Annotated in this window: 14 protein-coding genes; 7 read left to right on the forward strand and 7 right to left on the reverse strand. The window is 34.8% G+C overall.

Annotated features, from left to right (window positions below; all coding sequences use genetic code 11):
- Positions 1 to 35 precede the first annotated feature (35 nt).
- Together AC1RFD_RS17675 and AC1RFD_RS17680 are read right to left on the reverse strand one after the other, a co-directional pair.
- Positions 36 to 893: a CheR family methyltransferase gene (locus AC1RFD_RS17675; protein ID WP_326141267.1), complete on the reverse strand. Its 858-nt coding sequence runs from the start codon at positions 891 to 893 to the stop codon at positions 36 to 38.
- A gap of 5 nt (positions 894 to 898) precedes the next feature.
- The gene (locus AC1RFD_RS17680; RefSeq protein WP_492475134.1) at positions 899 to 3,640 is read right to left on the reverse strand and encodes an ATP-binding protein; all 2,742 of its coding nucleotides are present in this window, start codon (positions 3,638 to 3,640) and stop codon (positions 899 to 901) included.
- Positions 3,641 to 3,824: 184 nt separating this feature from the next.
- Here AC1RFD_RS17680 and AC1RFD_RS17685 point away from each other — a divergent pair, with 184 nt between their 5' ends.
- From AC1RFD_RS17685 to AC1RFD_RS17715, 7 genes are all read left to right on the forward strand, one after another.
- The gene (locus AC1RFD_RS17685; RefSeq protein ID WP_492475135.1) at positions 3,825 to 5,015 is read left to right on the forward strand and encodes a M14 family metallopeptidase; all 1,191 of its coding nucleotides are present in this window, start codon (positions 3,825 to 3,827) and stop codon (positions 5,013 to 5,015) included.
- Positions 5,016 to 5,195: 180 nt separating this feature from the next.
- Positions 5,196 to 5,525: a PadR family transcriptional regulator gene (locus AC1RFD_RS17690; protein ID WP_004233468.1), complete on the forward strand. Its 330-nt coding sequence runs from the start codon at positions 5,196 to 5,198 to the stop codon at positions 5,523 to 5,525.
- Positions 5,522 to 5,929, forward strand: a complete 408-nt coding sequence (locus AC1RFD_RS17695) for a permease prefix domain 1-containing protein (RefSeq protein WP_048395459.1) — start codon at positions 5,522 to 5,524, stop codon at positions 5,927 to 5,929. Before AC1RFD_RS17690 ends, AC1RFD_RS17695 begins: the two co-directional genes overlap by 4 nt.
- A gap of 2 nt (positions 5,930 to 5,931) precedes the next feature.
- Positions 5,932 to 6,588 (forward strand): hypothetical protein, encoded by a 657-nt coding sequence (locus AC1RFD_RS17700; RefSeq protein WP_328023963.1) that lies wholly within the window; start codon positions 5,932 to 5,934, stop codon positions 6,586 to 6,588.
- 12 nt (positions 6,589 to 6,600) lie between these two features.
- Positions 6,601 to 7,632 carry an alpha/beta hydrolase gene (locus tag AC1RFD_RS17705; RefSeq protein WP_485601019.1) on the forward strand — a complete coding sequence of 344 codons (1,032 nt, stop codon included), beginning with the start codon at positions 6,601 to 6,603 and terminating at the stop codon, positions 7,630 to 7,632.
- Between the two features lie 87 nt (positions 7,633 to 7,719).
- Positions 7,720 to 8,127: a MarR family transcriptional regulator gene (locus AC1RFD_RS17710; RefSeq protein ID WP_492475136.1), complete on the forward strand. Its 408-nt coding sequence runs from the start codon at positions 7,720 to 7,722 to the stop codon at positions 8,125 to 8,127.
- Between the two features lie 144 nt (positions 8,128 to 8,271).
- Positions 8,272 to 8,931 (forward strand): hypothetical protein, encoded by a 660-nt coding sequence (locus tag AC1RFD_RS17715; RefSeq protein ID WP_048395305.1) that lies wholly within the window; start codon positions 8,272 to 8,274, stop codon positions 8,929 to 8,931.
- Between the two features lie 402 nt (positions 8,932 to 9,333).
- Here AC1RFD_RS17715 and AC1RFD_RS17720 read toward each other — a convergent pair whose 3' ends face one another.
- From AC1RFD_RS17720 to AC1RFD_RS17740, 5 genes are all read right to left on the reverse strand, one after another.
- On the reverse strand, positions 9,334 to 10,413 hold the full coding sequence (locus tag AC1RFD_RS17720; RefSeq protein WP_333880957.1) for an ankyrin repeat domain-containing protein: 1,080 nt from the start codon (positions 10,411 to 10,413) through the stop codon (positions 9,334 to 9,336).
- Between the two features lie 241 nt (positions 10,414 to 10,654).
- Positions 10,655 to 12,136 carry a malate:quinone oxidoreductase gene (locus AC1RFD_RS17725; protein ID WP_004233452.1) on the reverse strand — a complete coding sequence of 494 codons (1,482 nt, stop codon included), beginning with the start codon at positions 12,134 to 12,136 and terminating at the stop codon, positions 10,655 to 10,657.
- Between the two features lie 389 nt (positions 12,137 to 12,525).
- Complete coding sequence (locus AC1RFD_RS17730; RefSeq protein ID WP_333880958.1) at positions 12,526 to 13,293, reverse strand: nucleotidyltransferase domain-containing protein; 768 nt, start codon at positions 13,291 to 13,293, stop codon at positions 12,526 to 12,528.
- 95 nt (positions 13,294 to 13,388) lie between these two features.
- Entirely contained in the window at positions 13,389 to 14,324 is a 936-nt protein-coding gene (locus tag AC1RFD_RS17735) for a hypothetical protein (RefSeq protein ID WP_403020817.1), read from the reverse strand.
- Positions 14,321 to 14,878, reverse strand: coding sequence for an RNA polymerase sigma factor (locus AC1RFD_RS17740; protein WP_054548847.1), 558 nt, complete (start codon positions 14,876 to 14,878; stop codon positions 14,321 to 14,323). The genes AC1RFD_RS17735 and AC1RFD_RS17740 overlap by 4 nt, the downstream gene beginning before the upstream one ends.
- Positions 14,879 to 14,901 lie beyond the last annotated feature (23 nt).

Here is a 14,901-nt window from a genome sequence, read left to right on the forward strand (position 1 = left end):
GCAGAGGCTATCCATTAAAGATAGCCTCTTACTCATTAATACATTTTTTGATAAATTCTTTCGTTTCCAGAAATCTCATTATACTTTGAAATAACCTCTTCAAATCGCAATGTTTCTTTATCCCCTAAGCATAAAAAACCTTTGTCACTTAGACTTTCATAAAATAATTGATGTACCTGGCTCTGAAGCTTAGGTGAAAAATAAATAAGAACATTTCTGCACAGAACAACATGAAATTCATTAAATGAATGATCTGTTACTAAATTATGTTGAGCAAAAATAATATTTTTCAATAATGTTGGATGAAAGTAAGCATATTGATAATCTGTTTGATAGTATTCTGAAAAAGCATGGGCACCTCCAGCAAGCATATAGTTTTTTGTATATGCCTGCATTTTATGAATTGGAAAGGCCCCCTTCTTAGCTTTTTCTAATACTTGCTCGTTCATATCTGTTGCATAAATTACAGATCTCTCTATTAGCCCCTCTTCTTGAAGCAAGATAGCCATAGAATATACTTCTTCACCTGTTGCACAGCCTGCATGCCAAATACGGATTTCTGGATATTCTCGTAAAACAGGGATGACCGTTTCACGAAAGGCCTTAAAAAAGCTAGGATTGCGGAACATCTCCGTTACATTTATCGAAAAATCATTTAATATCTGCTCTAAAAATTCTTTATCATGAATGACCTTTTCTTGTACACGTGAAATCGTTGGGATGTTATTTATCCCCATCCTATTGTAGATTCTGCGTGAAATGGATGAACGATTATATTGCCGAAAATCATAACCCGATAAACGATAAATAGCTTCTAGTAACAAATCAATTTCTAAATTTGTATGCCTATTTAATTGTATATTTTGCTCCAAAGGCTGAAATTGTTGTTCCATGTTCATTAACTCCCCTTAGAAACTAACCATACTCTTAAAACTGATATTAATTGATCTAAATTTAATGGCTTACTAATATAATCAGATGCACCTGCCTGCAATGATTTATCACGGTCATTTTTCATCGCTTTAGCAGTCAATGCAATGATTGGCAAATCGATACGTTTCATTTGCTGACGAATAATAGTCATTGCTTCATAGCCATCCATATTAGGCATCATTATATCCATCAGAACAAGATCGATATCTGGATTAGCCTGCAAGACCTCTAAACATTCTAGTCCATCTTTGGCAACTAGAATATGCATGCCTCTTTTTTCTAATGCCGTTTTCAACGCATAAATATTACGGTTATCATCATCAACTATTAAAATATTTTTCCCTTGAAACACCTCAACCTCATGTTGAAGGGCTTCTTCCATTGCTACTGGCTGCTCTTTGATTTGTTCCTCTTCCACCGTCGTCACTGCCACTTCGTTCATGGCAAGCTTTTGGCAATGCTCCTCTTCAATTCCATTTGGTAGACTCGGAATCGTTAACGTAAAGCTACTACCTTGTCCTTCAGTACTTTGTAATGTAATCCATCCACCAAGTAATTTTGCAAATTCCTTACAAATAGAAAGACCAAGACCCGTTCCACCATATTTTCGGACCGTAGCTCCATCTGCTTGTTGGAATGATTCAAAAATCAGCTGGTGTTTGTCTTTTGGAATACCTATTCCTGTATCTGAAACAGTAATTTCTAACCAATCCGTACTTATATCCTGCATATTGTTTGTTAGTTGTTGTGGTGTAAGCTGGTTAATGTCTAATGTGACAGATCCCTGCTCAGTAAATTTAAAGGCATTCGATAATAAATTCTTTAAGATTTGCTGGAATCTCTTCTCATCCGTATAGAATACATCCACTACATGATCCGCCTTTGAAATATGGAATGCTAAGTTTTTCTTCCTCGCAACTGGTGCAAAGGTATGTTCAATTTGTACAGGTACTTCGCTCATATTCACTTCATTAAAAATAATATCAAGCTTCCCGGCCTCCACTTTAGATAAATCTAATATGTCATTGATTAGAGCAAGCAAGTCCTCTCCTGAAGAATGAATAACTTTAGCAAACTCTGCTTCCTCGTCCGTTAGATTGTGTTGGCTATTTTCTGCTAGCATTTCCGATAATATTAATATGCTGTTTAAAGGTGTTCTTAATTCATGTGACATATTCGCTAAAAATTCGGATTTGTAATTAGAGTTAAGGATAAGCTGCTCTGCACTTTCTTCTAATTCCTTCTTCGCTTTCTCTAGCTCTCTTGATTTGGACTCTGCCTCTTTCGTGCGTTCCTCAAGCTGCTCATTAATCATAGTCAGCTCTTCTGTCTGCATTTGTAATTCCTCTGATTGTGTTTGAAGCTCTTCTGATTGGACCTGTAATTCCTCTGTCATTGCTCTAGATTCATTCAATAGACGTACAATTTCCATACGCCCTAAAACACTATTAACTGTTAGTCCAAAGGTTTCAGTAACCTGTCTCACTAATTCTTGCTGTAACTTACTGAATTTAGCCATTGTTGCTATTTCAACAACCGCTATAACTTCATTTTCAAAAATGACAGGAATCAATAAAATATTTTGTGGTCTAATTTCACCTAATCCCGTTTTGATTAAACGATAGTCTCTCGGAATATTATCATAGAATAGCACTCTCTTTTCTAATGCACATTGACCGATTAACCCTTGTCCTATTTTGAAACTCTCCATGCCAACACAATCATCCGTGTCAGCAAAAGCAGCCTTTTTCACAAACTGTACTTGGTTCTCTGTTACTTCCCGAACATAAAATGCGCCAAGGGATGCTTGGGTTTTCTGTGCTACTTCTGATAGGAAGGTCTCCGCTAATTTTGTAATTGCTGAAATACCTTGATAATTTGTCACGATTTCAGCTACATTGCTTTGTAGCCATTCCCTCTTTTCGACGGACTCTAAAAGCGTATTCGTTGCATTAGCAAGTTCATTCACTTCATCGTTTGTATTCACATGGATTCTTCTTGTAAAATCACCTTTTGTAGCTGCTATTTCTTGAATTGTTTGTGTTACTTCCGTTATCGTTTTTACAATTGAACGGGAAATGCCACTAGCGATAGCAATAGCTATTGTAGAAACTAAAATTAAGATCCCAAATAAAGCACTAGTTAATTTACTATTTTGCTTGTCTAACTGATTTGCCTTTGCCTGTGTATAAGCATTTTCAGTGGCACGGAATGAATCGAATAGTTTGCGCATTTTTTCCATATCCTGACGACCATTATCCACTTTAAAAAAATCATTTAATGCTTCTATATTATTATCCTTTTTATATTGAATAGTTGGTTCGCCTGACGTTGCTATCCAATGTTCAATTGTTTCCTCTATCTCTTTAAGTTTGTCCTGCTGAGCTGGTTTATCTTTCATTTGTTGATAGAGTTCATTAAAATCTATTTTCCAATTTTCAGCTGCATTATCATAGGGTTCCAGATAACTCTGCTTACCCGTAATGATGAAAGCCCGTTGACTTGATTCCATATCCAATATATATTTTTCAATTTCATTGGTTAAAGTTAGAACATTGGAATCGTACTTAATAATAAAATTTCTTTCCTTCTGCAAAGATGTAATTTGATTATTTAATATGACAACTGCCGCAAGTAGGCAAAGAATGATTACGATATAACCTAATGAAATCTTTGAGCGTATACCCAATTTTAATCTATTTAACATTTGGTTTTCCTACCTTTACCTTTCTTTTACTTTAGTATGATTACTAGTATACATGTAAAAATAACTCATTTTCTCCTATTTTAGATTCAAAATAAAGAAATTTTGCTGATTTTGTATCAATAAGTCTCTGTATTTTTCATATACATTTTATATTGAACCATTTCTAATTAAGGAGAGAAAACATGTGGATATTATCGTAAGACCAGGAGATTCACTTTGGCATTTCAGTGAGGTATTTAAAATTCCTCTTCAACTCATTTTAGATTCTAATGAAAATATAAATCCCCAATTTTTAAGAGTTGGACAACGGGTTCGTATTCCTGGTTTTGTGACCAACAACTATCAAATTAAACAAGGAGACTCTTTTTGGCAGATTGCCCAGAGCCGAAACCTCCCCCTAGTCGCCCTATTGCTTGTTAATCCTGATCTCAATCCAAATCGATTACAAATCGGTCAAATGATTCGCATACCCCAACGTATCACATGGCGTTTAGTTGAAGGTAAGCAAACTTACACGTATACCCATCTGATAAATGATCTCAGAAAGCTCCTTGATGCATATCCTTTTCTTCATAGCTCAAACATTGGCAGTTCCGTTTTAGGGAAGGAGCTACCTGAGCTGTCGATTGGCCATGGTGCAAAACGTGTACACTATAATGGCTCCTTCCATGCAAACGAATGGATTACTACACCTATTATTCTAACATTTTTAAATGACTATTTGCTCGCCCTCACCAATCAAAGTAGTATTCGTGGAATTTCTCCATTTTCTCTTTATCAGCAAACATTCCTTTCTATCGTTCCTATGGTAAATCCTGATGGCGTTGATTTAGTAATACAAGGCCCACCAAATGATGAAGCATTAAGAAATCAACTAATTGCATGGAATAATGATAACGCTGATTTTTCTGGCTGGAAAGCAAATATTCATGGAATTGATTTGAATGACCAATTCCCTGCCAAATGGGAGCTTGAAAGTGCCCGTAATCCAAAAACACCAGGGCCAAGAGATTATGGTGGTGAAAGACCACTATCTGAACCTGAAGCCATTGCAATGGCTGATTTGACCAAGCAACGTGATTTTTCAAGAGTATTAGCCTTTCATACACAGGGACGTGTCATATATTGGGGTTTTGAAAATCTAGAGCCCCCAGAATCAGAGGTGCTTGTAAATGAATTTAGTAGAGTAAGTGGCTATGAGCCCGTTCAATCTGCTGGAAGCTATGCTGGTTATAAAGATTGGTTTATTCAAGATTGGCGTAGACCAGGCTTCACTGTTGAATTAGGAAGTGGTACAAATCCTTTACCAATCAGCCAGTTTGATGACATTTACGAGGAGTCTTTAGGGATTTTCCTTGCTGCATTGTATATGTAAAAAGAGTACTCGAACTCCATTCGCTATGAAATAGTCCTTTTGGGCTTTTCAGCGAATGGGTTTTTTTATTGAAAATCTCATCATCATTGTAAAAAAAGGGGAATAAATTACTTTGACAGACAGAGTAATGTTTGCTACTATTACTCTGACAGATAGAGCAATAAAAAAAGTAGGTGACTTATGGTTCGCAGTGATATTATCCGAGGACATTTGGATTCGATTATTTTACGGTTAATTTCAGAAAAAGACCGTTATGGCTACGAAATTTCTCAGGAAATAAGTCTCCGTACAAACAATCGGTTTCAAATCAAGGAAGCAACTTTGTATGCAGTTTTTCAACGTCTCGAAAAAAAAGAAATTATTGAAGCCTATTATGGAGATGTCTCACATGGAGGCAAAAGAAAGTATTACCGTATTACATCACTAGGTAAGGCCTATTTAAATGAGCTAGTGAAAGAATGGTCGGAAGTAAAGGAAATAATCGATTTATTTATGGAGGGCTTAGAATGAAAAGAATAAAAAACCATATTGATGAGCTTTTTAAAGACATTCCTCGAACTAACGAAACGGAAATGGTTAAACAAGAAATCATTGAAAATCTTGAAGAAAAAGTATTTTATTTGATGGACCAAGGTAAAGAACAAGAGGATGCCATTAATAAAGCCATTGTAGAATTTGGAGATATCGAAGACTTAAAGCAAGAGTTAGGTGTTAAAGAACCAGCGAAGAAAAACATGGCTAAATTAAACTTAGAATTTTCAATTTGGGGTAGTGGCTTAATCATTGCATTTTTTATTTTTATTAATCTTTATTACACACCACATACTATTTGGGCAATCTATCCGATTTTCGCCATTCTTTGGTGGCCTTTATCGATGTACTTTGTGTGGTCTCGTAAGAAATGGGGTGAATAAACATGAGGAACTTTATTAACTTTTCTATAGCGGGGAGCTTGATGACAATGATTTTTTTAGGGGTTGTTAATTATACGACATCTCCTCAAACAATGTGGTTTGTATATCCATGCTTATTGCTACTGCTTTGGCCTATTACGTTATTCTTTATGGCTAAAAAATTGTATAAACAATACTCAATTGTTTGTAGTGCCTTAATTATTACATTTCTAATAGTTGAAAATTATATTTACGCACCAGATCATTTATGGTTTATCTATGCGATTTATCCAATTATCTGGTGGCCAATCCTCATGTACTTAGATGAAAAGGCAAAAACGTTAAAAACAGCTCTAATTGGATGTGCTTCTACCATCATCTATTACTCTATATTGAATATGATTGTATCTCCTCAATACCCTTGGGCAATTTATCCTGCTTTTTTAGTGATATGGTGGCCTCTAGCTTTATATCACGCGCAACGAAAAACCTTTGTAGCATTCTCCGTTACAGCTACGATACTAATTAGTATCTTTTTCATTACAGTAAATGTTGTTTCTTCACCAAGCGTTATATGGGCGATTTACCCTATTTTTGTGACACTTTGGTGGCCTCTGAGTATGTATTTTTATGTGTATAAAAGAAAAATGTATCATGCTAGCTTTATGAAACGCATGTAAAGTAGGTATTGTATGAAAAGGATTAAAAAGTTCATTAAATATCTTGTCTTGATTATGACCTCCTTACTATTATTAACACTTGTATTTCCAACATGGACATCATCTATAGAAGACATGAACAGCATCAGTACGCTAGAACAGGTAGAAATTAACGGCAGTGACCATGAAATCATGATACGAGGCCATAACAAAAATAATCCTGTAATCATCTTTGTCCATGGCGGACCAGGTTGCTCTGAAATACCCTACGCTAAAAAATATCAAGATTTATTGGAAACCGAATTTACAGTGGTAAATTATGATCAAAGGGCTAGTGGGAAGTCTTATCATTTTTTTGAGGACTACTCAAATCTTTCATCTGATTTGCTTGTGGAGGATTTACTAGCACTGACTGACTATATTGCTAATCATCTAGATAAAGAAAAAATTATCTTAATTGGTCATTCCTACGGTACCTATATTGCCACACAAGCAGCTGCTAAAGCTCCTGATAAATATGAGGCCTATGTTGGGATTGGTCAAATGAGTAATACCGTTGAAAGTGAGATGGACAGTTTACACTTTACGATCAAACAGGCTCAGCTTAAGAGTAACACAGAGGATGTTGCACATTTACAGAGGTTAATGGAGGAAATTAGTAGTGGTAAAACATTTACGCCTCGTCATTTAGTGAGCAAATACGGTGGAGCTACAAGACTTATTACTAACCCTGATGGAAATATGTTAGGGATGCTTTTTAGTACTGAATATAATTTGTTAGATATTATTCGATATAGCAAAGGGATATCCCTATCCCAAGAAGTCTTAGTAAACGAAGTCTTGCAGTCCCCACTTCCTGCGAAAGTCAATTCACTGACTCTTCCCTTCTATTTTGTAATGGGAGATTATGATTATCAAACATCATCGAATAGCGCTAAAAAGTACTTCGACCAAATTATCGCGAAGAAAAAAGAATTCATAGCATATGAACAATCTGCTCACTACCCCCAGTTCGAAGAAAAAGAGAGATTTTTCGAATGGATGCGTACGACTTTTAAAAAATAAATATTTCTTAAAGTAATTCTACACTTGGTAGCATTTATTTAATTGCTATATAATTTAATTATTAAATATTTTAGTGGACGTGATTATATGCCAGAAAATCTAAACAATGTAGAAATTATTATGAAAGAAATGCTGGAAATACAGCAGAAGTCGAAAATGTTTGTAGATCTTTTATCTGAAGGAGAAGCATTATCACAAAACCAATTAATATTACTCCTACAGCTAAAAATAAATAATGGGATGAAGGCAACAGAAATTGCTGAATTCTTTAGTGTAACACCCGGAGCTGTAACTTCCATGTGCGATAAACTGGAAAAACTCGAACTCATACAAAGAATTAGAGAAAATAATGATCGACGTGTGGTCAAAATGGCTTTAACCAATATTGGTGACATGAAGGTTCAAGAAATCTTTTTAAAGTTTTCTCAGGATAAACTCATAGACATGACCAACATCTTACGCGAAGTAAACCAATTAATGAATAAAATTTTTTAGGATTTCAACAAATTGAAATCCTTTTTTTATTGTTTAATTTAAGCTGTGCTTTTGTTCTTGACAAATGGAAGTAGCATATAATTTAATTAATATATATTTTAATAATTAAAATATATATTAATTAAATTATAATGAGGTGACTTTATGTTTCAAAAACTCCGTACCCTTACACAAACGAATGGCACCGTTAAACATTTGGATGCTGATTATGAACAATTAAACATTCGAGGCGCTGTATCGTTACAACAAGAAGTACACTTAATAAAAGTGTCCACTCATGGTCATAGCTCCTTCTATTATCCAGTTACAGCGCAGATATTTAATAGTACTGGCTCGTGTAAGTTAAAGGATTATTGCCAAATCGGAGAACTTACAAATGCTGGGAATATTAAAATACGTAATGGTTTTATCCAAAAAATCAATAGTTCTGGAAAGCTAATGGTTGAAGAGAAATTACAGAGCGAGCAATTTGATGCCATTGGAATAGTCAAGGCTGCGGAAATAATCGCTCATCACTTTCATTTGAAGTTATCGGGAGAAAGCGGAATTGACAGGTTAAGGGCTGAAAATGTGGTAATAGAAAAGGATAGGATAACCCTTCTTCCGTTATTTAAAAAAATATTACGCTGTCACACAATTAGTGGAAAACACCTACAATTATCTAATACGAATGCAGAGTTTGTGGAAGGGGAAGTCGTCCATGTTGGGGAAAATAGTGTGATTGGGACACTTTACTATACGGATGATTATTCGATAGCTTCGAGTTCAAAGGTGCACCACATTATACGGAGGGAAAAAGAATGATACTTCTAAAAATGCTAAAGACTTTTTTTTGCTCATTAGCTTTAGTGGTATTATCTGTACTTTATGTTGGATTACTTTTAAGCGCTGGCTTATCCATACTCGCTGGTTTTTTACGAACATTCGGAGTGGATCAAATTAAAATGGGCCTTTGGTATGGCGTAGAACTTCCTGTTATGTTCAGCATCCCCTTCGCCCTGTTAATAGCCCTACTGTTGTTCTTTTGTGCCATATATATTAAACGTTCTATTGTTTTTTGTTTGTCAACTCTTCGAATATAGAGCAATAAAAAGTAAGCATATTTCTTAGAAAGAATATGCTTACTCTCATCGACTTTTAAGTTGAATAGCAGGAAGGCTCATTTAATCAGTTGATTCACATTTTTATCAGTAGCTTAAAACATTGCTATAGTTCTCCTTCAAGAAAACGGATAAGGTATATTTCAGGTCTACCAATAAATTCTTTAAAACTACATAAATTAGCATACTCCTCATGCTCCACATCATAGCACCCTATATGGCCTTCTCCTTTTGGGTTCCAGACTATTTGCAAATCAGAGTAATTGTCGATATTTGCGGAAAGAAGGAGGAGCTCTCTATGACCTAGTTTCATCTCAATTGTATCAGTTAGTTTGAAAAAATCGATAAAGTGAATGTCATAATCATTTGGTGCAAGCTCAAGATGTAGTCGATCTCCTGTCAGAAAATTAATCAATTCATCTGGTAACTTGTATTTTTTCAATGTCTCTTTTTTGTTTTCAATAGTATGGAGTTCTATTGGTTCTAAAGCCTTTAAGTAATTTGCTAGTTCCATATTTTTCATACGTACAGCAATTGTATAAGCTCTCTCACCATCTTTCTCCGCTAAAGTGACGTTTGCACCTCGTTCAATCAAATAGTTCACCATAGCTATATTTCCCATTCTTGTTGCAACTGTTAATGGTGTTGCTTCATAGGGATAGACCATATCAGGCTTTTGATAATTAATATCTACTCCTTGATCAAGTAAATAAGTGACTGTTTTTTTATCAAAATTCGACACAGCCTGACGCAATACAGGACCTCCATGCTGCTTTATATCAAGCCCAAGTTCATGAATAAGAGGGATATTTCTTTTATTGCCATAGTAGGCCTGAGAATAGGCTCCAGATCCCACTTGGTTATAGCCATCTAATTTTGCTCCTTGTTCAACAAGGTAACGTACTATATTTTCTTTACAATATCGAACAGCTCTTAAAAAAGAAGGATTTTTTTCCACATTTAAATTAACCCCATATCCAACTAATAATTTTACTACATCCAATCTTTGTGCAATCAACGCTAAATCCAATGGGCTTAATGATGTATGCTGACTTAAACATATCTCTTCTTCAATAATCCAGCCTTTATCCCTCGCAACTCGCAAAGCTGTAATATCGCCAGTATAGATATACATTGCAAGCTCTGGTAGTTCTGAAAATGTTCCAATATCTTGTAGTTTAATCATCTATAGATTGGCTCCCTTCTTATTGTATATACAAAGTATAGAAAACTACCATCTATATCACAATGGGACATAGAGCTATAGTGTCATAAAATACAGGGCAAGATTTATAGCAAATTTGATGGTTCTTTTATTAAAAAGAAGGCAATTGGATTTAAAATTTCCCAGGAAAGAATTTATTCAAATTAAAAAGAGCTCTCAATCAGAATAGATTGAGAGCTCTTTCTTAAACGCTTACCATGACTTATTTTAAGCCAAGTGCTTTATCTGTTGTTGCATTTATTTCTTTTAGAAGCTCAGGGTTTTCTGCTAATGATAGACCATAAGATGGAATCATTTCTTTAATTTTTGGTTCCCACTCCTTGATATGTTGAGGGAAACATTTATTAAGAACTTCAAGCATAACATGTACAGCCGTAGATGCACCTGGTGAAGCTCCTAGTAAAGCTGCAATCGAGCCATCAGAAGCACTTACAACTTCTGTACCGAATTGAAGTGTTCCTTTACCGCCAGCTTCTGTATCTTTAATAACTTGTACACGTTGTCCAGCTACGATAATATCCCAATCATCACTTTTTGCATTTGGAATGAACTCACGTAACTCTTCCATACGTTGTTCTTTTGAAAGCATAAGCTGTTGGATTAAATACTTTGTTAAGCCCATCTCTTTCACGCCCGCAGCTAATAAAGTTGTGATATTATGCGGTTTTACAGAAGCAAATAAATCCATATTTGAACCTGTTTTTAAGAACTTAGGAGAGAAACCTGCGAATGGTCCAAATAGTAATGATTTCTTGTTATCAATATAACGTGTGTCAAGATGCGGAACCGACATTGGTGGAGCACCAACTTTTGCTTTTCCGTATACTTTTGCATGATGTTGTTCAGCTATTTCTGGATTATTACATGCTAAGAATAGACCGCTAATTGGGAATCCACCAATATGTTTCCCTTCAGGAATACCTGATTTTTGTAGTAATTCTAAGCTTCCTCCACCAGCTCCAAGGAAGACAAATTTTGCTGAATGATATTCCATTTTACAGCCATCCAAATCGTGCACACGTACTTCCCATGTACCATCACTAGCTTGTTTTAAACTTTCAACACTATGATTATAGTTAACATCTACATCTTTTGCTTTTAAGTGATCAATTAACATACGTGTTAAAGCACCAAAGTTAACATCTGTACCAGTGTCAATTTTCGTTGCAGCAATGTCTTCACCAGCAGGACGATTTTCCATAATAAGTGGAATCCATTTTTTTAGTGTTTCAGGGTCATTAGAAAATTCCATTCCTTCAAATAAAGGATTTTTTGTCATCGTTTCATGACGTTTCTTTAGAAACTCAACATTTTCTTTCCCTTGTACTAAACTCATATGTGGTAAAGGCATAATGAAGTCTTGTGGATTATTGATCAGCTTATTGTTTACAAGATACGACCAAAACTGTCTTGAAACATGGAACTGTTCATTAACATTAATCGCTTTTTTGATATCGATTGATCCGTCTTTTTTCTCTGATGTGTAGTTCAGCTCACATAATGCAGCATGTCCAGTTCCCGCATTGTTTAATTCGTGAGAACTTTCCTCGCCTGCTTTTTCAAGCTTTTCAAACACTGTAATTTTCCAATCTGGTGCTAATTCTTTGAGTAATGTTCCCAAAGTTGCACTCATGATTCCGGCACCAATTAAGATAACATCTGATTTAATTTGTCTGTTACTCATTTTTACCTTCCTTATATGTTAAGATTTGCAGAAAGGATGTAAGCACTCCCACTTTAGAAGTACTGTAGCCATGGAGCAACCTCGGAGCACACCATTTCTGTATCAATTATTACCTTATTGCAGTTTATCACAATTAGTTCAAGAATAAAATATCAACTATTTATATGAGAGTTATCAGCTTTTTTCGAGCCTTTCCAATCATAATTCAAGCAAAAAAATCACTTTTTGTTCTAGGTAAAAATTGAATTATTTAAGCTTATTGGAATAATCGGCCTAAAAATGGTTGACATTTTCATAAAAAATAGGTTCTTTTTATTATTATATCTGTATAATAACATATAAATATGGAGCTCGTCTTGTATCTGAACTAACTTTCAATTTCCCACAGATTAACTTTCGATTGGGCTTTTTATATGCCAGCCATCTATATGAAAACCACCCATTTGTATGAACACATACTCTACTACTGCTTCATATGACGCCATCATCTTTTCAGCATTGTCCTCATGCATTGCTCTCATAAAAATTTCTCTAAAGTCCTCATCTGGAAATGCTGACTTACTATATTTTTGCAGGTAAATTGGATCTTCAAGATAGGCATAGATTTGATAAAAGGGTATCGTTTCTAGATTTAAAAACTGACAGTACACCAAAAATAAATTGGCTAATGAGTTATGGTAGGTAAAGGAAAAGTCCATTCTATCCTGCTCATAACAATCCTTTAAATTATCTAGTGCATCCCATAGTTCATATTTTTTTATTTCTAAGACCGTTTTATTCATTGTGTTATATTTTTCTTCGAGCCATTCCTCTGCCTCAAATTTCAAGTCTTTTATTATTCCAGTATAATCAAATAAAATTCTACCTGTTTTAAATTGGACCATCGACATGGTTCTTCTTTTTTTAAAATCATCTTGGAAATACCCACGAATTTGACTTGGTGGATTCGCAAAGTATTCAATTAAAAAACCATCAATAACACGATTCCCTCTTTCCCTCCATCCCACATTATCCGCCAAAATAATATGAACATCGATATCAGAGCGCTTAGAGGGATTTCCAGTAATATAGCTCCCACATACGAGCGCTCCTACAACTTCCTCTTTATCTTGCCATTCTTTCAGGAACGTTTCTAAGGCTATTTTCCATTTTGCCATTGATATCATTCACTCCCTTTTTAATTGATTTATTTCTACAATACTATTGAAAAAACAGAAAACCTTTAAATACGTTTTCTGTTTTTATCTGCTTCTTATTTAATTTCTTTAACAGTTAATTTCTTTTGGCTAACTTCATAAGTGACTACCACGTTTTTAATAATCGCCGTATCATCATAGGAAAGACTAGCTTCAAATTCTATGGTAGCATCTCCCTTCCATCTAAGTTGATCCACATAGCTATAGTTTTCATGATCTGTTCGAATCCAAGTATCTAACCCTTGCTCAGCACCATATTTAACCCTTGAAGATTCTACTAACTCTGGGCTTACCATTCGCTCTTCCACATTGATGACTTCAACAAATTCACTTTTATTAGAGTTCGTGACAATAGCAATTAATTTCTGATCAGGTGAAGGAATTATCTCTTTAATATACATTGATGGACTGGAGAAGCTAGAATATGCCTCTAGCACATCATCTTTTATACGCCAAAGAACATTTTGGCTTCCGTAATCTGAATAATTATTGAATAAAGTAAAGAAGACGCTCCCATCTGCTAATTTATATACCTGCTGACTTTTAAAGCTTCCCGATAAAATATCGACAGCAAAAATAGCCGAATTTGCAATTTTTTTGTTATCACTTTGTATAAATGGCTGAATAGCCTTTAACGCCTTATTTCTCAACTTTTCATCATTATAGCTCTCTACTAGTCTATTTATTGCAATATAGATATACTCCTCTTTGTCACTATCTAGAGCTTTTAGAAATTTATCTGCATCATATTTTGTAGCTGGCATTAGTTCCATATCCTCTGCTGATAAATAACGAATATAAAGCTCATTATTTTGATGTTTATAGTAAGCTGCTGCTATTGTGGCAGTAGAAACTGAGCTTACGATCATCATACTTATTACCACAGCGAGCCATTTTTTAGAAAAACTTTTCTTCTTTACTTCATAGTTGGCGGCTTCAATTAATTCTTCCTCTATAAATCCAATTTCACGATACAACTCCTCTTTTTTCATATATACAATCCCTCGCTTTCCAAATAAAATCTTAGTTTATTACGTGTCCTAAATAAGTTGGACTTAACTTTACTACTACTCATTTGAAAGTGTAAGGAAATATCTTTTATAGAATAGGAGTACCAATATCGTTGAATAAATATATTTCTAGATTGTTCATCTAAGGTATATAAAAATTGGCTAATGTATTGAGCAAGTTCACCCGCTTCATAGGATGTTTCTACCGTATGAGAAGAAGCTAGACATTCTTCCAGCTCTGTGAGAATGACCTCAAACTCATTGTTTCTCTTTTTGGCTGTATTATAGCTATGCTTATCAAGTGCAATATTACGTATGATTCTCCCTAAAAAAATAGATAGTTTTCTTGGTATCTGTGGAGGGATTGTGTTCCATGCAGCTAGGTAGGCATCATTCTCACATTCTTCAACATCCCTCAAATTTGCCAAGATTCTTCTTGCTATTACTCTACAATATGCTCCATATTTTTTCCTTGTTTCCAAAATAGCCTGCTGTGAGCGTTGTATGTATAAAGCAACTATTTTTTCATCGTCCATTTGCATTTTCTCCTTTTATGTAC

The organism is Lysinibacillus sp. GW823-FHT02G10, assembly GCF_058797135.1.